The sequence below is a fragment of the Mesorhizobium sp. CA5 genome, from assembly GCF_020165105.1.
In the GTDB taxonomy this organism is placed as follows: domain Bacteria; phylum Pseudomonadota; class Alphaproteobacteria; order Rhizobiales; family Rhizobiaceae; genus Mesorhizobium.
Genome location: NZ_JAIUHJ010000005.1, coordinates 25,124 through 43,132, shown reverse-complemented (window position 1 = coordinate 43,132; position 18,009 = coordinate 25,124). Strand labels below are relative to the sequence as shown.

General features: G+C 64.4%; 22 protein-coding genes and 1 tRNA gene. 11 read left to right on the top strand and 12 right to left on the bottom strand.

Features of this window, described 5'->3' with window-relative positions:
* Position 1: 1 nt before the first annotated feature.
* On the bottom strand, positions 2-1,141 hold the full coding sequence (locus LB529_RS08360) for an ABC transporter permease (RefSeq protein ID WP_224524019.1): 1,140 nt from the start codon (positions 1,139-1,141) through the stop codon (positions 2-4).
* Positions 1,138-2,670 (bottom strand): ABC transporter ATP-binding protein, encoded by a 1,533-nt coding sequence (locus LB529_RS08355; RefSeq protein WP_224524006.1) that lies wholly within the window; start codon positions 2,668-2,670, stop codon positions 1,138-1,140. Before LB529_RS08355 ends, LB529_RS08360 begins: the two co-directional genes overlap by 4 nt.
* Positions 2,671-2,923: 253 nt before the next feature.
* On the opposite strand from LB529_RS08355, the gene LB529_RS08350 reads away from it, so the two are divergent.
* Both LB529_RS08350 and LB529_RS08345 read left to right on the top strand, forming a co-directional pair.
* Entirely contained in the window at positions 2,924-3,133 is a 210-nt protein-coding gene (locus LB529_RS08350; protein WP_140901446.1) for a SlyX family protein, read from the top strand.
* A 22-nt stretch (positions 3,134-3,155) separates the two neighbouring features.
* Positions 3,156-3,557, top strand: a complete 402-nt coding sequence (locus tag LB529_RS08345) for a hypothetical protein (protein WP_224524004.1) — start codon at positions 3,156-3,158, stop codon at positions 3,555-3,557.
* Here LB529_RS08345 and LB529_RS08340 read toward each other — a convergent pair.
* The 4 genes from LB529_RS08340 to LB529_RS08325 all read right to left on the bottom strand — a co-directional run bounded on the left by LB529_RS08340 (position 3,552) and on the right by LB529_RS08325 (position 6,401).
* The gene (locus LB529_RS08340) at positions 3,552-4,007 is read right to left on the bottom strand and encodes a GNAT family N-acetyltransferase (RefSeq protein ID WP_140846324.1); all 456 of its coding nucleotides are present in this window, start codon (positions 4,005-4,007) and stop codon (positions 3,552-3,554) included. The genes LB529_RS08345 and LB529_RS08340 overlap by 6 nt on opposite strands.
* A 67-nt stretch (positions 4,008-4,074) precedes the next feature.
* The gene (locus LB529_RS08335; protein WP_095766256.1) at positions 4,075-5,064 is read right to left on the bottom strand and encodes a BMP family protein; all 990 of its coding nucleotides are present in this window, start codon (positions 5,062-5,064) and stop codon (positions 4,075-4,077) included.
* 224 nt (positions 5,065-5,288) lie between these two features.
* On the bottom strand, positions 5,289-5,615 hold the full coding sequence (locus LB529_RS08330) for a hypothetical protein (protein ID WP_095766255.1): 327 nt from the start codon (positions 5,613-5,615) through the stop codon (positions 5,289-5,291).
* Between the two features lie 84 nt (positions 5,616-5,699).
* Positions 5,700-6,401 carry a hypothetical protein gene (locus LB529_RS08325; protein WP_224710801.1) on the bottom strand — a complete coding sequence of 234 codons (702 nt, stop codon included), beginning with the start codon at positions 6,399-6,401 and terminating at the stop codon, positions 5,700-5,702.
* A 450-nt stretch (positions 6,402-6,851) separates the two neighbouring features.
* Between LB529_RS08325 and LB529_RS08320 the strand changes: the two genes are divergently transcribed.
* Positions 6,852-6,941: transfer RNA gene (locus LB529_RS08320), tRNA-Ser, on the top strand.
* Positions 6,942-6,948: 7 nt separating this feature from the next.
* Here the strand turns inward: LB529_RS08320 and LB529_RS08315 are convergent.
* Complete coding sequence (locus tag LB529_RS08315) at positions 6,949-7,188, bottom strand: KTSC domain-containing protein (RefSeq protein ID WP_224710800.1); 240 nt, start codon at positions 7,186-7,188, stop codon at positions 6,949-6,951.
* Between the two features lie 95 nt (positions 7,189-7,283).
* On the opposite strand from LB529_RS08315, the gene LB529_RS08310 reads away from it, so the two are divergent.
* From LB529_RS08310 to LB529_RS08300, 3 genes are all read left to right on the top strand, one after another.
* Positions 7,284-7,895: an alpha-ketoglutarate-dependent dioxygenase AlkB gene (locus tag LB529_RS08310; protein ID WP_224710927.1), complete on the top strand. Its 612-nt coding sequence runs from the start codon at positions 7,284-7,286 to the stop codon at positions 7,893-7,895.
* A gap of 83 nt (positions 7,896-7,978) precedes the next feature.
* Positions 7,979-8,374, top strand: coding sequence for a hypothetical protein (locus tag LB529_RS08305; RefSeq protein WP_224710799.1), 396 nt, complete (start codon positions 7,979-7,981; stop codon positions 8,372-8,374).
* A gap of 79 nt (positions 8,375-8,453) precedes the next feature.
* Entirely contained in the window at positions 8,454-9,644 is a 1,191-nt protein-coding gene (locus tag LB529_RS08300) for an NADH-quinone oxidoreductase subunit D (RefSeq protein WP_224710798.1), read from the top strand.
* A 77-nt stretch (positions 9,645-9,721) separates the two neighbouring features.
* On the opposite strand, the gene LB529_RS08295 is transcribed toward LB529_RS08300, so the two are convergent.
* On the bottom strand, positions 9,722-10,156 hold the full coding sequence (locus tag LB529_RS08295) for a hypothetical protein (protein ID WP_095766690.1): 435 nt from the start codon (positions 10,154-10,156) through the stop codon (positions 9,722-9,724).
* Positions 10,157-10,457: 301 nt separating this feature from the next.
* Here LB529_RS08295 and LB529_RS08290 point away from each other — a divergent pair, with 301 nt between their 5' ends.
* Positions 10,458-10,640, top strand: a complete 183-nt coding sequence (locus tag LB529_RS08290; protein WP_095766249.1) for a hypothetical protein — start codon at positions 10,458-10,460, stop codon at positions 10,638-10,640.
* Between the two features lie 39 nt (positions 10,641-10,679).
* On the opposite strand, the gene LB529_RS08285 is transcribed toward LB529_RS08290, so the two are convergent.
* The 3 genes from LB529_RS08285 to LB529_RS08275 are packed head-to-tail and all read right to left on the bottom strand — an operon-like array spanning position 10,680 to position 13,130.
* Positions 10,680-11,471: a sugar isomerase domain-containing protein gene (locus LB529_RS08285; RefSeq protein ID WP_224710797.1), complete on the bottom strand. Its 792-nt coding sequence runs from the start codon at positions 11,469-11,471 to the stop codon at positions 10,680-10,682.
* Positions 11,472-11,493: 22 nt separating this feature from the next.
* A complete protein-coding gene (locus LB529_RS08280) occupies positions 11,494-12,261 on the bottom strand; it encodes a GntR family transcriptional regulator (protein ID WP_224710796.1) in 768 nt (255 codons plus the stop codon).
* On the bottom strand, positions 12,258-13,130 hold the full coding sequence (locus LB529_RS08275) for an ROK family protein (protein ID WP_224710795.1): 873 nt from the start codon (positions 13,128-13,130) through the stop codon (positions 12,258-12,260). The genes LB529_RS08280 and LB529_RS08275 overlap by 4 nt, the downstream gene beginning before the upstream one ends.
* Positions 13,131-13,410: 280 nt before the next feature.
* On the opposite strand from LB529_RS08275, the gene LB529_RS08270 reads away from it, so the two are divergent.
* From LB529_RS08270 to LB529_RS08260, 3 genes are read left to right on the top strand one after another with little or no spacing between them, the layout of a single operon-like run.
* Positions 13,411-14,703 carry an ABC transporter substrate-binding protein gene (locus LB529_RS08270; protein ID WP_224710794.1) on the top strand — a complete coding sequence of 431 codons (1,293 nt, stop codon included), beginning with the start codon at positions 13,411-13,413 and terminating at the stop codon, positions 14,701-14,703.
* A gap of 38 nt (positions 14,704-14,741) precedes the next feature.
* Complete coding sequence (locus tag LB529_RS08265) at positions 14,742-15,632, top strand: carbohydrate ABC transporter permease (protein WP_224710793.1); 891 nt, start codon at positions 14,742-14,744, stop codon at positions 15,630-15,632.
* The gene (locus LB529_RS08260) at positions 15,629-16,489 is read left to right on the top strand and encodes a carbohydrate ABC transporter permease (RefSeq protein WP_224710792.1); all 861 of its coding nucleotides are present in this window, start codon (positions 15,629-15,631) and stop codon (positions 16,487-16,489) included. Before LB529_RS08265 ends, LB529_RS08260 begins: the two co-directional genes overlap by 4 nt.
* A 21-nt stretch (positions 16,490-16,510) precedes the next feature.
* Here the strand turns inward: LB529_RS08260 and LB529_RS08255 are convergent, their stop codons facing one another.
* A complete protein-coding gene (locus LB529_RS08255) occupies positions 16,511-17,167 on the bottom strand; it encodes a class I SAM-dependent methyltransferase (protein ID WP_224710926.1) in 657 nt (218 codons plus the stop codon).
* A 213-nt stretch (positions 17,168-17,380) separates the two neighbouring features.
* Between LB529_RS08255 and LB529_RS08250 the strand changes: the two genes are divergently transcribed.
* The gene (locus tag LB529_RS08250) at positions 17,381-18,007 is read left to right on the top strand and encodes a TetR/AcrR family transcriptional regulator (protein WP_224710791.1); all 627 of its coding nucleotides are present in this window, start codon (positions 17,381-17,383) and stop codon (positions 18,005-18,007) included.
* The last annotated feature ends 2 nt before the right edge of the window (positions 18,008-18,009 follow it).

Genomic DNA, 18,009 nt, shown 5'->3' with positions numbered 1-18,009 from the left:
CTCAGGCCCCCTTACCGTTCACTGCCTGCATGCCGACCGATTTCGGACTGACCGAGGCGAACAGCGCCTGGATGTAAGGCCTGAACATATGTTCCAGCGCGCCGGCGAACAGGATGACCAGCCCCTGGATGATGACGATCATGTCGCGGCTGATCGCCGGCATCTCGAAGGCAAGCTCCGCGCCGCCCTGGTAGAGCATGCCGAACAGGATCGCCGCCAGGACGATGCCGACCGGATGCAGCCTGCCCATCAACGCAACCGCGATGCCGACATAACCGGCACCGGACACGAAATCGATCGCGACATTATGCTGGTCGCCCATCACCGGGTTGAGCGCCATCATGCCGGCCAGCGCGCCCGAGATCATCATCGCGGTGATGATGATGCGGGTTTCCGATATGCCGGCGTAGCGCGCCGCCTTCGGGCTGTGGCCATAGGTGCGCATCTCATAGCCGAGCCTGGTGCGCCAGATCAAAAGCCAGACCAGGAAGGCCATGACCAGCGCCAGCAGGAAGCAGATGTTGAGGGGTGCGGAACGGATCTTGGCGCCGAACAATTCGATGATCCAGTTGAGCTTCGGCAGCTCGGCGCCGGCGAGGAAATTGCGCGTCTGCGGCGCCTGCGAGCCGGCCGGCTTCAGCGCACCGACCAAGAGATAGACCATCACCGAGGCGGCGATGAAGTTGAACATGATGGTGGTGATGACGATGTGCGAGCCGCGCTTGGCCTGCAGATAGGCGGGGATCAGCCCCCACAGCGCACCGAACGCCGCCGCGGCTACGATCGCGATCGGAAAGATCGCCCACCAGGGCAGCACGCTGTCGAGACTCAGGCAAACGAGCGCGATGCCGAGGCCGCCTATATAGGCCTGGCCCTCGGTGCCGATGTTGAACAGGCTGCAATGCGCCGCCACCGCCACCGACAGCCCGGTGAAGATGAAGGTCGTGGCGTAGAAGAGCGTGAAGGCGATGCCCGTGCCCTTGCCGAAGGCGCCTTCGACCAGGATGACGGCGGCACGAAACGGGTTTTCGCCGACCAGCATGACGACGAAGCCGGCAACGATGAAGGCAACCGACAGATTGATCAGCGGAATCAACCCATAATCGGCCCAGGCAGGCAGCTTGGCGTAAGGCGTGCTCATTCGGCGGCCTCCTGGTGCTCGACGCCGGCCATCAGCAGGCCGAGCTCGCCTTCGGTCGCGTCAGGGCCGCGCTCGCCGACGACACGGCCGGCGAACATCACCAGGATGCGGTCGGACAGCGAGCGGATCTCGTCGAGCTCGACCGATACCACCAGCACGGCCTTGCCCTGGTCGCGCATGGCGATCAGCCGCTTGTGGATGAATTCGATGGCGCCGACGTCGACGCCGCGCGTCGGCTGGCCGACGATCAGCACGCCGGGATCCTGCTCCATCTCCCTGGCCAGCACGATCTTCTGCTGGTTGCCACCGGAGAAGTTCGCCGTCTTCAGCCGCGGATTGCCGGGGCGGATGTCGTATTTCTCGATCTTGTCCTTCGCGTCGGCCATGATGGCATCGACGTCGAGGAACGGCCCCTTGAGGTACCGCTCGTCGTCGTGGTAGCCGAGGATCGAATTCTCGTTCTCCTCGAAGGCGAGCACCAGCCCGACATGGTGGCGGTCCTCCGGGACGTGGGCAAGCCCCCGGTCGCGCAATTCGCCGGGATCGGCCTTGCCGGTGAGATCGATCGGCTTGCCGTCGAGCATAACCTCGCCGGAAACCGCATGCCTGATGCCGGAGATCGCTTCGAGCAGTTCGGACTGGCCGTTGCCGGCAACGCCGGCGATGCCAACGATCTCGCCGCCGCGCACGTCAAAAGAGACATTGTCGACCATGGTGACGCCGCGCGAATCCTTCACCGTCAGGTTCTTGACCGAGAGTTTTACGGCGCCAGCGTCCGACTGGCCCTTCTCGACCCGCAGAAGCACGCGCCGGCCGACCATCAGCTCGGCCAGTTCGCCGACCGTGGTCTCCTTCGTCACCCGGGTCGCCACCATCGTGCCCTGGCGCATCACCGAAACCGTGTCGGTGATCGCCATGATCTCGCGCAGCTTGTGCGTGATGAGCACGATGGTTTTTCCTTGATCCTTCAATTGCTTGAGGATGCGGAAGAGGTGGTCGGCCTCGGCCGGCGTCAACACTCCCGTCGGCTCGTCGAGGATCAGGATCTCGGCGCCGCGATAGAGCGCCTTGAGGATTTCGACACGCTGCTGCAGGCCGACCGGCAGCTCTTCGATGACGGCGTCGGGATCGACCTCGAGCCCGTATTCGCGCTCCAGCCGGTCGAGTTCCGAGCGCGCTTTGGCGATGCTGCTCTTCAGCAGCACATCGTTTTCGGCGCCGAGGATGACGTTCTCCAGCACCGTGAAATTGTCGACCAGCATGAAATGCTGATGCACCATGCCGATGCCGAGTGCGATGGCGTCGTTGGAGGTGTTGATCGACACCGGCTTGCCGCCGACGTGGATCTCGCCGCTGTCGGCCTGGTAGAAGCCGTAGAGGATCGACATCAGCGTCGATTTGCCGGCGCCGTTTTCGCCGACGATGCCGTGGATGGTGCCGCGCGCCACTTCCAGGTTGATATCGCGGTTGGCGCGCACTGCGCCAAAGCTCTTGTTGATGCCTATGAGCTCGATTGCGGCTTGCGCCATGCAGCCTGTTCCCACTGTTATTTTTTATCGCTTGGTCAAAAGGCCTAGCATGATGCCCCGCTTATGCCAATCGGCCGTTCACTCTCGACAAATCGCCGCGCCCTTGTCAATTTCGAACCTGAGCAAGTTCCGCAAAACTGTCCACGGTTTTGCGATCAGAACCTGCGAGAACCAACAGGGCCTAAGCAGATATTCGGGCATCCCACGAATATCTGCTTGGGTGGAGGCTTCACATTCGAAGGGTCGGTTTTGCATGGCCATGCCTGACGATCGGTTGACGACGCTGGAAATCCGCGCCGCCGAGCAGGAAAAGACCATCGAGGAACTGTCCGGCCAGATCGCCGAACAGTGGAAGGTGATCGAGCGCATGGAGCGCAAGCTCGCAGCCCTCGCCGACCGTTTCCTGGAATTGGAGGAGCAGACCGCCTCCGACGTGCCGGTGACCAAGCCGCCGCATTGGTGAGAAGCCATGGGGAAAGACGGCCATGTCCAGTGAAAGCGACAACGTCGCCAGGGCCGGCGATTATGTCTTTGGCCTGATGAACGACAGGGAACGCGCCCGCGCCGAGCGCGACCTCGAGATTGATCCCGCCTTTCGCGACACGGTGCTGCGGCTGGCCGAGCGCTTGCGCGCCTTCGATCCCGCGGCACCTGAAGGGCGCGACAATCGCTGGGAGCTGGTCACGCAGGGCCTTGCCGAATTGCCGCAGATGCAGGCACGGCTCGCCGGCATTGCCGCCGAGGCCGAACCGCCGCCGCCGATGATCCACCGGCTCGAGCGCAAGCCCTATCGCGTCGGCCTCCATCCGCGCGGCAGGCTTGGCTTTGTTATTGTGCTTGCCCTGCTGGCCGCCTTTGCGCTCGGCTATCTCGCCGGCACGCTATAGCTCATGCGACATGAGAAGCATCGGCGCGCCGTCCTGCTCGAAGGTCTCGACCGCCGTCCATCCAAGCGCCTCGTAGAAGCCGCGCGCCTGCCAGGTGTAGAGATAGAGCTTGCCGATACCGGCCGAGACAGCATGAGCCTCAACGGTTCTGACCAGCGCCGTGCCAACGCCGCTGCCGCGATATCCATCCTCGACGATCAGCCCGGCCAGCCATGGCGAGAAGTCGTGCGGCGAACTGATTTCGCTGCGGACGAGCAGGCAGCTCCCGATCGGCCGGCCACGGTCGCGCGCAACGAAGGCTGCCTCGGAGCCGTCGCCGGCGATCAACCCGCGCAACCCGGCCATGTCCTCGTCGAGTGTCCGGTCCGTGCCTTCGAAGAAAGCCGCGAGGCGAAGCCCCGCGATTGCTTCGACGTCGCCTTCAGCCATGGCCTCGATCGTCGGCCGCATCGTTCCCTCTCCAAAGCGAAACCGCCGGGCGTTGGCCCGGCGGTTCAAACCTTGCTTCAGCCGCAGATCAATACGGGCAGGCGTTGTCGGTGGTGTAGTCGTGCACCTGGACCTTGCCCGAGATGATGTCGGCCTTGGCCTTTTCGACGGCCGCCTTCATCTCATCGGTCACCAGCGCCTTGTTGTTGTCGTCCATGGCGTAGTCGACGCCGCCTTCCTTGAGGCCGAGATTTTCGACGCCGCCTTTGAAGGTGCCGTTCTTGCCGTCCATGAAGGCATTGTAGACGGCAACGTCGACGCGCTTCAGCATCGAGGTCAGCACCTTGCCAGGCTGCAGGCCGTTCTGGTTGGAATCGACGCCGATGCCGAGCTTGCCCGCATCCGCCGCCGCCTGGAGCACGCCGACGCCGGTGCCGCCGGCAGCCGCGTAAACCACGTCGGCGCCCTGGTCGATCTGCGTCTTTGCGATCTCGCCGCCCTTGGCCGGGTCGTTCCATGCGGCCGGCGTGTCGCCGGTCATATTCTGGATGACGTCCGTCGCGCCGGCCGACTTGGCGCCGCCGACATAGCCGCATTCGAACTTGCGGATCAGCGGGATGTCCATGCCGCCGACGAAGCCGACCTTCTTCGACTTCGACGCCATCGCCGCCAGGATGCCGACGAGGTAGGAGCCTTCATTCTCCTTGAACACCAGCGAGCGGACATTGGGCAGGTCGACGGCATCGTCGATGATGGCGAAGTTGAGATCGGTATATTCGGCCGCGACCTTCTTCAGCGCGTCCTCCCAGGCAAAGCCGGCCATGACGATCGGGTTGCGGCCGTCCTCGGCGAAGCGGCGCAGCGCCTGCTCGCGCTGCGAGGCGTTGGAGACCTCGAATTCGACATAGGCGATGCCGGTCTCGGCCTTGAACTTCTCCGCGCCATGATAGGCGGCCTCGTTGAAGGATTTGTCGAACTTGCCGCCCAGATCATAGAGGATGGCCGGCTGGACATCCGCGGCGAAAGCCGGAAGAACCATTGCGGTTGCGGCCAGAAGGCCGAGAACGATACGTTTCATGTGATCCACACCCTGTCGGTTATTTTTCCGTTATGCGCCGCCTGCCCGCCCGGTTCTCCGGCAGGCTTGCGGTGCCAGGCAGGAAGTGTTTTGCCCCTCCCGCTCGCGGTCAATCTGGCACGGCGCGAAACAAAATTCACGTGGAATTTTGACCTGTTGGAAAAAGCGGTTACCGGCGATTTCGCCGTGGCCGTCCGTCCGCAACAGCGTCAAAACAAGAGCCTTCAGGGACTTGGGGCGAATTCCGCGCCGCGGCGCTTGCGCCGGTAGCCGATGGCGTAGAGCAGGAAGGCCAGCACCGCGAAAACAGCAAAACCTGGTTGTGCGAGCACCCATGCGACGGCGCCGTCCCAGACCAGCGGGCTTGCCTTGGTGCGCACGAAAGTCTCGAAGGCCGCACGGGTATCGGGCGAGACCGCGAGCCAGCTTGCATTGAGCGGCGTCATCACCAGCGAGGAGGCTGCGACCGAGCGTGTCGTATCGATCACCGCCATGATCACCGAGATCGACAGCGCAACCATGGCTGCCAGCCGAAAGATGAAACGCAACATCGACGCTCTCCCCGGGAACGCTCCCGTCTGCTCCGCAATCGACATAGAGCGTGCGTGGTTTCCGCGCAATCGCGGCCCGTGAAATTAGCGAGCCCGCGCCGGCTTGCGCCGGTTCACCCGCCAGATGGCGAAAATGCCGCCGGCGACCGCGCCGACGATCATGCCGCCCAGGCCGACAAAAGCCGCGAAAAATCCGCAGGCGCCCTCGAAACAGCTCATATGCGTCAGGTCCGCTATCAGGGAACCGGCGAAGAAACCGGCGCAGACGCCGATCGCGCCGCCAAGGACGATGCCGAGCAGCGCGGCAAGGATCGAGACGAAGACCGGCGGCCGCTCGGTCTCCGGATTGGCGTAGATCGTCTCGGCGCCGGCCCCGTTGCGCAGCAGGTAAATGCAAAGCAGGCCGATGGCGATCTCGGCGACGGTGAAGCCCAGCGCCTCGGCCGAGAAGACGAAGTCGGACACGAGCAACACATAGGCCTGGCGCACCAGGAGCCAGATGATGATGGCGATCTGCCAGATCGTGTAATGGCGCGGAAAGCGGGCCGACCGGTTGAAGGCAAGGCCAAGCAGGTACAGCCCCCACAGGATGGTGATGACGCCGCCGGTAAGGCCGCCATAGACCAGGAAGAACACGCTGTCGGGCAGGCTGAAGTCACCGATCAGCCGCCAGGAGGAGATCAGCCCGTAGGCCGACAGCCCCATGATGATTACGAGCCACGCCACCGGAATGAGGGAAAGCCCGCCGTCCGGCCGCCCCGCGGGTTGCTGGTCGATCGATGCCATGTCGGGACGATGCCCCTCGCCCAGGCAATTCCGCGAAAGCCGCCTCGCGGCTTTCCGGCGGGAACTGCAAAACCGAACCTGCAGTTCCAGGGAAAGCTCGCAACCGTCCACCGGGACTGCATGAAAACAAGATTGGCGCAGTCGACAGCCGGGCGGAGGCGAAGTCAAGCATCACCGGCGCGTCGCCATCGCCTGTGCACATCATTCGAACGCATCGCCCTGACCCTGCCTTTGCGCCCATACACGGCAAAAGCCGCGGCAATGCCAATATGGCTTGGCATTCGCATTAGGATCGACTAGATGAGCCCCGCGCCTGTTTGCCTAGACGGCTAGCGGTGCGGGGAAGGGTTGCCTGCCGGTTGAGGGCACACCAGATATCCGTTGAGGACTTCCCATGGGAGCATCTCCCCAACCCGCGCGGCAAAACTGGCCGACGCGAGATGCCAAGACGGAGAGGTGGCCGAGTGGTTGAAGGCGCACGCCTGGAAAGTGTGTTTACGGGAAACCGTAACGCGGGTTCGAATCCCGCTCTCTCCGCCAGCAAGCTTCATTGATTTCTATATTTTTCGGAGCAGGCCGAGCCTTCATGCTCGACCAGGTGATATCTGAAACGGTCGCGAACGAATTCGTTGAAGAACTGCCCTTTTGAGAAGGCCGCCTTGAAAGCCGTGTAGACCTCGGGTCCTACGTCCTCATAGTCATAGCGCTTGCCGGTCGGGACGAACCATACCGAGAGGACCCGCCTCGACGGATCGTAATGGATAGTCCGGATCGCGGTGGAAGGCATGTGCCGTCTCCTGCTTCCAACGCTCAATCCTCCTTGCGCCGCGAGGTTCCGCCATGCCGGCTTGCACAAGGGGCCCGATTGCCTATCTGAGCCGCATGACATTATTGAAAAACCGAGCTGCCGGCGACGCTTTCCAGGGCGATCTGTTCGGTGGGCCTGCAAGCCAGCCGCCCATGCCCGTAGGCTTCTCCTACCAGCCGGACCTGATTGCCCGCGACGAAGAACACGAGCTGGTCCGTCATATCCGGGGCCTGCCCTTCAAGCCGTTCGATTTCCACGGCCATCTTGCCAACAGGCAGGTCGTCGGCTTCGGCTTGCGCTACGATTACGAACGCCGCCAGGTCGTGGAAGCGCCGCCCATACCGGACTTCCTGCTGCCGCTTCGCGCCAAGGTCGCCGCTTTTGCGTGCATCTCCGCAACAGAGTTCGCGCAAGTGCTGATCAACGAATATCGCCCGGGCGCGGGCTTAGGCTGGCATCGGGACAAGCCGCATTTCGAGCTGGTCGCCGGCGTTTCCCTGCTGGCGTCCTGCAGCTTCCGGCTGCGCCGCAAGAACGGCGCGGCGTGGGACCGTGAAACGATCGAGGTCGAGCCCAGATCGCTCTACCTCATGGCAGGGCCGGCCAGGCACGAGTGGGAGCACAGCATCCCGCCCGTCGAACGCCATCGCTATTCGGTGACGTTGCGGACAATGCGGGCTCTTTAAGCAGCCGCGCCGGCGATTATCCGGGAACCATCGCCGGGTGCCAGGGTTGTGTCGTCAGGTTTTCCAGATGGAAAGGAAAGACGATGCGCATGTTGACGATGGTCCTGACGCTGTCGGCAATGGCATTGGCGCAACCCGCTTCCGCTCAACGCGCCGATCCGCAGCCGCCGCAAGCGACGCCCCCTGCCCAGGAGCCCATCCCCGGCCAGCCGCAGCCCGGCCAGGACGATGCCGCCCAGAACGTCACCAACATCGTCGTGGTGGCGATGGAGGACCTGCCCTCGGAAGTGAAGGCGCAGGCCGAAGCCATAGTCACCAGGACGACCGCCAAGGGACTGGCCAAGCTGCAGAACTCGGTCGACGCCTCGCCCGAGGCGACGTCGGTTCTGCATGCGAACGGACTGAATTCCTCGCAGGTCGTCGCCGCCAACATCGACGGTGACGGCACGCTGACGCTGATCATCCAGACGACGGCCTGACCTTTGGGGGCATGACCCAGCCGAACGGCGGCCGACGGGCCGCGGTTCGCCTTCGATCCTCACTCTTGCGGAGGCCGTCATGACCGAAGCCGCGGTCCGCAACTTCATGCTCAACTTCGGGCCGCAGCACCCGTCGGCGCATGGCGTGCTCAGGCTGGTGCTGGAACTGGACGGCGAGATCGTCGACCGCGCCGATCCGCATATCGGCCTGCTCCATCGCGGCACCGAGAAGCTGATCGAATACAAGAACTATCTGCAGGCCCTGCCTTATTTCGATCGGCTCGACTACGTCGCGCCGATGAACCAGGAGCATGCCTTCTGCCTTGCCGCCGAAAAGCTGCTCGAGCTGTCCGTTCCCCGGCGCGGCCAACTGATCCGCGTGCTGTTTTGCGAGATCGGGCGGCTCTTGTCGCATCTTCTCAACGTCACCACGCAGGCCATGGATATCGGCGCCCTGACGCCGCCGCTATGGGGTTTCGCCGAACGCGAGAAGCTGATGGTGTTTTATGAACGCGCCTCAGGCGCGCGTATGCACGCGAACTATTTCCGCGTCGGCGGCGTCCACCAGGACCTGCCGGAAAAGCTGCTCGACGACATCTGGGATTTCTGCGATCCGTTCCTGAAGGTCTGCGACAATCTCGAGGGCCTGCTCACCGACAACCGCATCTTCAAGCAGCGCAATGTCGATGTCGGCGTGATCTCGCTCGACGACGCCTGGGGCATGGGCTTCTCCGGCCCCATGGTGCGCGGCTCGGGCGCCGCCTGGGATCTGCGCAAGGCGCAGCCCTATGAATGCTATCCCGAAATGGATTTCGATATCCCCATAGGCAAGCACGGCGACTGTTACGATCGCTATCTGGTGCGCATGGAAGAGATGCGCCAGTCGGTGCGGATTATGCGGCAGTGCCTGGAAAAGCTGCGCTCATCCGATGGCCGGGGCCCGGTCGCGGTGCCCAACCAGAAGATCACGCCGCCGCCGCGCGCCACCATGAAGCGCTCGATGGAAGCGACCATCCATCATTTCAAGCTTTATACCGAAGGCCACCGCGTACCGCCCGGAGAGGTCTATGCCGCGGTCGAGGCGCCGAAAGGCGAGTTCGGCGTCTATCTGGTCTCGGACGGCAGCAACGTTCCCTACCGCTGCAAGATACGCGCGCCATCCTTCGCCCATCTCCAGGCGATGGATTTCCTGTCGCGCGGGCACATGGTGGCCGATGTCGCGGCGATCATCGGCTCGCTCGACATCGTGTTCGGCGAGATCGATCGCTGACGCGGAGGAGAGCCCGGCGCCTCTCCTTCGTCTGCGTCAGCCAGCGAGCCCGACGCGATCCCGCCGACGGAACCGCTCTAACGCATGAACACCGCTCTCAGCCACGCAAGAATGCCGGCGCCCGGGGAGATCGCCGCGCGCACGCGCGAGGCCGCCCAGCGGGCCGGCATGTTGGCGCCGACATGGCAATGGCAGACGACTTCATGCAGCTGCCAGTCGCTCATTTCGAAGAAGCGCTTGGCTTCGCCGTAAGTGTCGTCCCGCAGGCCTTGCGCGCGGAAGATCGGATCCTCGAAAGCGATGGTGATCGCCGAGCCGTCGATACGCATTCTTTGGCGCACATCGGCTGAGGCGTATTCGGTGCCCGCCAGCGCCGTGAGGCGGCGGCCGGGATTTTGTTCAAGAAGCTGCGCCCAGCGCTCAAGGCGCTGACCGCGATTAGCGATGAGAGCCGGTGCTTCGGTATGAACGTCGGCAACGGCGTTGATCTGATCAAGGGTTTGGTGCTTCACGGCCGTCTCCTGTGTCGGCAGATGGCCCCCGTCCACAACGGGATTTAAGGCGCCGACCGACGCCGGCAAGAGCCGAAACAGGCAGGTGGAATCATTTGATCATTGTCTGCCGCCGTCGCGCGCCGCGATCGTGTTGGAACCATCCGGGGGCGTGGCCGTTCTGCCAGCTTGCGCCGCCGATCGCTCCAGACGAAGCGTCCGAATGCAGCGGTCACCTCCATCAGTTCAGGTCGGGCAGGACATCCCGGTTTTTGGGATTCGCAGCAGGCCTTGCCAAGGCATCGAACGGAAGGAAAACGCGATGGCCATTCTCCCCAATCCGGACCCATCTCCCACGCCCGTGCCCACGCCGCCGCCCATCCCGGAACCGAAACCGGTGCGCGAACCGGAGCCGGACCGGCTGCCCGACGAGGAGCCGATCCCCAATCCCGATGAGAATGACGCACCGCCCAGGCATTCCGCAACCAGGCGGCGCCGGATCTGAGCGGCTCGCGGGAGGGCGCCTGATGCGCCGCCCGCCTGATCATTCCCCGCGCATCGTCGCCTGGAAGGTCGGCAGGTGCTTCTTCTGCGCCTCGATCATGCGTTCGCGGTAGACGCCGTAGATGACGTCGGTGTCGTGCAGCGTCACGCCCGCAATGGTCGGCGAGGCGAAGACCGGCAGCTCGATGCCGCGCTTCGACAATTGCTCGGCCGTGCGGGCGAGCAACTCATGCGCCATGATCATCGCCAGCACCGTCGACGAGCCCGACACCGGGCGGCTCCAGCCTTCGATCGGCACCACCGCGTCCTCGATCGGCGAGCAGGTGTCGATGACGAGGTCGGCGGCGTCCGCCAGCCGCTTGCCGGAGGAATGCGTGGCTGGCTTGTCGAGATTGTTCTTGCTGGTGACCGCTACGACGAAGATGCCGCGCTTCTTGGCGTAGAGCGCGGTGTCGATACCCGAGGAATTGCGGCCGCTATGGCCGAAGATGATGATGGAATCGCCCGTGTTCAGCGGCTGATGGTCGAGGAACTTCTCGGCATATTTCTCGGTCCGCTCCAGCCACAAAAGCTCGCGCACGCCGCCGGCGCCGAGCACGTTGTGCCACATCACACGCGGGTCGGTCAGCGGATTGAAGCCGACGAAGCTGCCATAGCGCGGAAACATCTCCTGCGCCGGCAGCACCGAATGGCCCGAACCGTAGAGATGGACCAGCCCGCCGTTTTGCAGCGTGTCGGCGAAACGGCTCGCCGCCCGGCCGAAGGCTTCTTCATTGGCCTTCGATGCCTGTTCGATGAGGGCGGCGAGACGGGGAATGTAGAGATCGGACACTTCGGTACTCCTGTTGATCGTGTCAGCTTCTGGTGTTTGGGAGACGGCCGGCGCGCAGCGTCGAGCGTATCTCGTAGCGGTCGCCGCGCATGACCGAGACGGTGAATTCGAACGGGCCGCGCTCGTCGATGGTGATGCGCTCGACGACGAAGGCGGGACTGCCCGCGGGCAGGTCGAGCAGCTCGGCGTCGGCGCCGCTGACCGCGCCGACGCGGTAGTTCTCGCGCGCCTCGGCCGGCACGATGCCGTACTGACGCTCCAGCGCCTCGTAGAGCGAGCCCTTGAGCAGGCCGGAATCGAGAAAGCCCGGCACGCGCGCGGCCGCCAGTTGCGCCGTCTGGATGCCGATCGGCTCGTTGTTGCCCAGCCTCAACCGCCGGATCCGCACGACAGGATCGCCCTCCTCGATCTCCAGCGCGCCGGCCGCCGCCGCATTCGCCGTCGTCAGGCTGCAGTCGAGCAGGCGCGAGCCGGCGACCACGCCGATATTGCCCATCTCCTGGGTGAAGGAGGTGAGCTCGCGCGTGCCGGCGACCAGCGTCGCCGAGCGCACGAAGGTGCCCCTTCCATGCTCGCGTCTGAGCAGTCCGCTTTCCTCAAGATTGCGCAGCGCGTGGCGAAGCGTGATGCGGCTGACGCCGAATAGCGCGCAGAGCCGGTCCTCGGCCGGGATCTGGTCGCCGGTCGCCCACTCGCCGCTCTTGACGATGGCGCGGATCGCCTCCTCGACCTGATACCAGAGCGGCTCCGGTCGCCTGCGGTCCGGCTGCTGAAAGGTCGCTTCGCTCATCGGATCTGTCTCCACCCGCTTCCCGCCTGTCCGGCAAGCGCAGCACCAACCAGGCCGGCGCGGGAGCCGAATTTTCCAGGCCTAAGTTCGATGCCGCGCAGATGCGGCGGCAATTGACGCCGTAGCGCCGCAAGCAATGGCGGCGCAATCACATCCAGTGCGTCGGCCAGGCCGCCCGAGACCAGGATGACGCCTGGATCGAGCAACCCGACCGCGCCGGCCAGCGCCGTGCCGAGTTGGCGCGCCGGCACCTCGAGCAGGGTCTGCGCGGCAAGCTGGCCCGCTTTGGCGGCGGCGATCAGCTGGCGGCTGTCGGCCAGTCCGATCTGTGCGGCAAGGGCGTCCAGCGCACGGCCGGAGGCGACACGTTCCAGCCAGCCGCTGCGATCCTCGCCGTGGTCCCTGACGTCGGCGCTGGCCCAGCCGAAGGAGCAGGCGCCGCCATGCGCGCCGGCGACGATGCCGCCATTGGCCAGCACCGCCGAGCCGATGCCGGTGCCGATGGCCAGCAGGATCGCATCGGAGACGCCCTTGGCCGCGCCTTGCGCCGCTTCCGCCAGCAGCGCGATCTGCGCGTCATTGCCGACCGCCACGCGAAGGTCGGGAAAGAGCGCCGCGACGTCGACGCCGTCGAGCCAGGGCAGATTCGGTATCCAGCGGCATGCGGAGCCCTCGACAAGTCCCGGCACGGCAAGCCCGAGCGCTTCGGCCTCGCCTGCGGCCGCAAGCGTGCGGACGCGCGTCACGAACGCGTCGAGGCTCGCCGGCGCCGGCTCACGGACCTGGGGCACAAGGACGCCGATATCGCCCGTATGGACCGCGGCGCGCAGATTGGTGCCGCCGAGATCGATGGCGAGAACCCGTGTCATGTATGGCGGCTCCGGTCAGCATTTTTTCAGATGTCATTATAACGACATGATGCCGCTCGCAAGAGCCGCAAAGACGTCGACGGCTGCTTATTGATCGGTGATCGGCCGGGAAACCGCGTCTTATCCTTCTGATTTATTTACGTAAACCTGACTAGATCGACATCATCGAGTTTTTCATCTGCAAGCATGATCCGCACGTCCATGTGCGAGGGGGCTTGCGCCTTTGCTCAAAGTTGTCATAACGTCATCCACTCTGGTATGGCTTATGTGGAGGACGCCGATGTCGCTTGCCTGGATCTCGAAGCTTGGATTCGCCGCGGGGCTTATTGCGCTGCCCGCGACCGGCTGGGCGCAATCGGTCAACATCTCCTACCTGACGCATTGGTCGCCGGAGACGGTGGCCCTGCTCGAAGCGGCGGCCAAGGATTTTTCCAAGGAGCACCCGGATGTCGCCATCACCGTGCGCGCGGTTCCGTTCGGCGACCTCTTGACCACGCTGCGCTCGCAGGGCGGATCCTCCGACGGTCCGACGATCGGCGGCATCTACGATCTGTGGCTGCCGGAACTGGCAAAGGACAAGCTCGTCGCCCCCGCTCCCGATGCGGTGGCAGCCGAGGTGAAGAGCGCCTGGCCGGCGGGCGTCGTCAGCGCCGCCTCGGTCGGCGGGACGCTCTACGGCATTCCGAACGAGATCGACGTCTACGCGCTGAACTACAACAAGGAACTGTTCAAGGAAGCGGGCATCGCCGCTCCGCCCAAGACCTGGGCCGAACTCAAGGATACCGCCGCGAAACTGACCGACAAGGCCAAGGGCCAGCAGGGCTTCGGCATGATCAACTCATGGGCGGCGGGCGTGGTCCATCCTTTCGCCTCGCTGCTCGTCTCCAATGGTGGCAACCTGGTCAAGGACGGCAAGCCGGCGCTGGACAGTCCCCAGGCCGGCGAAACCTTCGCGCTCTATGAAGACTTGATAAAGTCCGGCGCGAGCAATCCGGCGATGGCAACGGCGGACGCCAACACCACGGGCCCGTTCCTCGACAATTTCGTCTCCGGCAAGACCGGCATGATCATCATGGCCAACTGGTGGGAAAGCGCGCTGAAGACCGGCATGGGCGACAAGTTCGCAAACATCGCCACCGCTCCCATCCCTGTCGGCCCAAGCGGCGACAAGCCGCATTCGATCTCCTATTCCTGGATGACCGTTGTCAACGCCAAGGCCGGCGAGGCCGAGCAGAAGGCGGCCTGGGAATTCCTCGCCTGGCTGAACAGCCCGAAGTCGGGCAAGAACGGCGCCTCGGCCATGTCCGACATATTGATGTCGATGGGCATCCTGCCGTCACGCACCTCCGACATCGAAGCGCATAAGGACAAGCTCGGCTCCGAATTCCTGTCCGGCTACGTCTCGGTGCTTGCCGATGCGCGCCCCTTCCCCGTCGTGCCCGGCGGCCAGGAGTTTAGCGAGTCGCTGCAGCAGACGCTCGAGGCATTGCAGTATGGCCAGGTCTCGGCCAAGGATGCGCAGGCGAATGCGCAGGCCGACGCCACGTCGATCCTGGAGCGCGCGGCGAAATAAGCTCGGGTCTTTGACCCGGAGCCATCGGAAGCAGGTGAATGGCCAAAGCTTTTCGTGCCTCGGCGGGCATCATGCTTGCGCCCGCCGTGACATTGATCGGCGTGTTCGTGCTGCTGCCGATGCTGCTGACCGTCTGGCTGTCCTGCCAGGACTGGTCGACGCAGACGCCCTTTTCCGAGGCGAGCTTCACCGGCCTCGGCAATTTCCAGGAAATCTTCGGCCCGACCTCGGTCGGCCGTGATTTCAAGACGGCGCTGCTCAACACCACGATCTACACCGCGCTGTCCGTCGTTCTCATCCTGCCGCTGTCGGTCGTCTTCGGACTGCTGGTCTACCAGCGCGAAATCGCCGGCGGCACGGCGCTGCGCACGGTGCTGTTTTCGACCTACATGGTGCCGATGATCGCGGTCGCGCTGGTCTGGTCGAAGCTTTATTCGCCAAGCGAGGGACCGCTCAACCAGCTGCTCGGCCTGGCCGGCATCGGTCCGCAGCCCTGGCTCTCCTCGCCGCGCTCGGCGCTGGTCTCCATCGTCTTCCTCAATGTCTGGCAGCAGGTCGGCTATTTCACGGTGCTCGCCATCGCCGGACTGACGCAGATCCCCGGCAGCCTCTATGAGGCGGCGTGGCTCGACGGCGCCAACGGACGCGAGCAGTTCCGATTCATAACGCTGCCCTTGCTTCGCCGCACGCTTCTGTTCAGCGCGGTCATTGCCATCATCAATGCGGTGCAGGTGTTCGAGCCGGTGGCGCTGATCACGCAAGGCGGACCGGTCGGCTCGACCAACGTGCTCACCTACCACATCCGCCGCGTCGGCATCGAACGCGCGCAGGGCGGGCTGGGCTCCGCCATGGCGGTGATGCTGATGCTGTCGCTGATCGTCTGCGTCTCGGCGCTGTTTGCCTTTGCCAATCGCAAGGACAGCGAATGAGCGCGGCTACCCGATCGCTCACCCGCAAGCGCCCTTCGGGTCGCAAGGCGCTGCTCGCGACCGCAATGCTTCTAGTCGCCGTCGCCTCCGCCTTCCCGCTGGCCTGGATGGTGCTCTCCAGTCTGAAGACGCCGGCCGAGACCATGCAGGTGCCGCCGGTCTGGATCCCGCATACGCCGACCCTGGAGGCCTATGGCAAGGTCGCCGGCGTGATCAATGTCGGACGCTCGATGTGGAATTCCTTGGTCATCGCCACGGTCGCCACCGCCGGCATCCTGGTCACCAGCATGATGGCCGGCTACGCCTTCGCCAAATATTCTTTCCCCGGCCGCTCGCTGCTCTTCTCGCTGCTGATCGCCACCATGTTCCTGCCGCCGATCGTGACGCTGATCCCGCTCTACCGCATGGTCGGCTCGATGGGCCTGAGCGCAAGCCTTGCCGGCATCATCGTGCCCAACCTCGCCAACGCCTTCGGCATCTTCCTGATGCGCCAGTTCATCGCCGGCGTGCCGGACGAGTTGATCGACGCCGCTCGCATGGACGGCGCTTCCGAGCTGCTCATCCTGTTCAAGATCGTGGCGCCGAGCGTGGCGCCGGCCATCGCGGCGCTGGCTCTGTTCGCCTTCGTCTATCACTGGAACAGCTATCTGTGGCCGCTGACCGTGCTGCAGGGCAACGCCGACGCCTATCCGATCGTCATCAGCCTGAGCCGGCTGCTCAGCTACAACCGCGGCGCCGTCAACACCGGCCTGGTGATGGCCGGCGCCACGCTCGCCGTGCTGCCGCCGCTCATCCTCTTCGTCTTCCTGCAGCGCTTCTTCGTCGATTCGATCGTCGGCTCGGCAATCAAGGGGTAGCCATCAGCACGACAGCAGTGTTCATGATTTGATGCCCCGCAGGTAATGAAGGCCCAACCAGTTGAGTGGGCCGCCTTCTATGCGCTCGAACCCGGCTGCCGCCAGCGGTTCGCGAAGGCGGTGCAGGTCGAATTGGCCATGCAGGCCGTGCTTTGCCGACAGGTGTCTGCGCTCGCCCGCCGGTCCGGCGTAATCGATCACCAGCAGCCGCCCGCCGGGGGGCAGAACGCGCGCGGCCTCGCGCAGACAAAAACCGCGCCTTGCCTCCGGCACCATGTGCAGCACGGTCGTGAAGGTGACGACATCGAAGCGACCTTCCTCGAACGGCAGCTCGGCCGCATCGGCGTGGTGAAACGCGATGTTGAGGCCCGCCCGGCTCGCCTTGCGGCGCGCGGCGGCAAGCATCTTTTCGGAGACGTCGACCCCGACCACCGATCCACCGGGCTGCACGCGGCGCCAGGCCGAAATCGCCTGGGTGCCGGTGCCACATCCGACGTCCAGCAAGTGAAAGCCCGGCGCCAGGCCGGCCAGATCGAGCAGGGCCTCGCGATAGGCGCTGTCGCGCCCTCGGGTCAATATGAGCACCAGCAGATCGTAGAGGCGCGGAAAGCCGATGCCTCTGTTGGCCTCAGGGCCGATTGCGGCCCCCGTGTGTGCTTCGCTTCGCATATGGTGCATGTTCGTCACGTCCTTTCTTCAGCAACGCAAGGTCCGGCCGACACCGGCACAGCGACCGCGGCTGGCGTAGTTTCGAAACAGCTCGTAGGATAATGGACAGCTTGTTCGGGATTTTCGACGGAAGAAGCGGGTGGACCGTTCGCTACCGGACAATCCGAGCCCGCTGTCCCGGAAAAGTCGCCCAATCCGTGCGACGGCAAAAGGAGCGAACCCATGCCTCGGGAAATCGACCGGAGGGCGGCCCGCACCCGCAAAGCCCTCCACCAGGCGCTGCTGGCGCTGATGTTGCGCAAGGGCTACGAGACCCTTTCGGTGCAGGACATCATCGACGAAGCCGATGTCGGCCGCTCGACATTCTATGCGCATTATACCGGCAAGGAGGACTTGCTGCGCAGCGGCTTCCAGATGCTTCGTGAGGAGCTCAAGGAGGCGCAGTCGGCGACGCGTGCTGGAGCCGAAGCATCGCACGACGATCCGCTAGGTTTCAGCACGGCCATGTTCGAGCATGCGGCTCGATATGCCGATCATTACCGCACGATGATCGGCGGGCGGGGCGGCGCCGTGACGGAGAGCGAAATCCGCCTGATCCTGTCGGAAATGGTGCGGCAGGAATTGCCCCCTACCCTCCATGGCGAGGCCATCCCGCGCGACTTCGTCGTGCAATTCATCGTCGGCGCTTTTCTTACAGCGTTGAACTGGTGGTTCGAGCGAAAGCCGAAATTGTCGCCGTCCCAGGTAGACGCCATGTTCCGGCGCCTGGCGCTGGAGGGGCTTTCACACCTGATCGGCGGCGAGCACCGGCAGGTCGGTCGCCCGACCGCAAGCCGCGACACCGATTGATC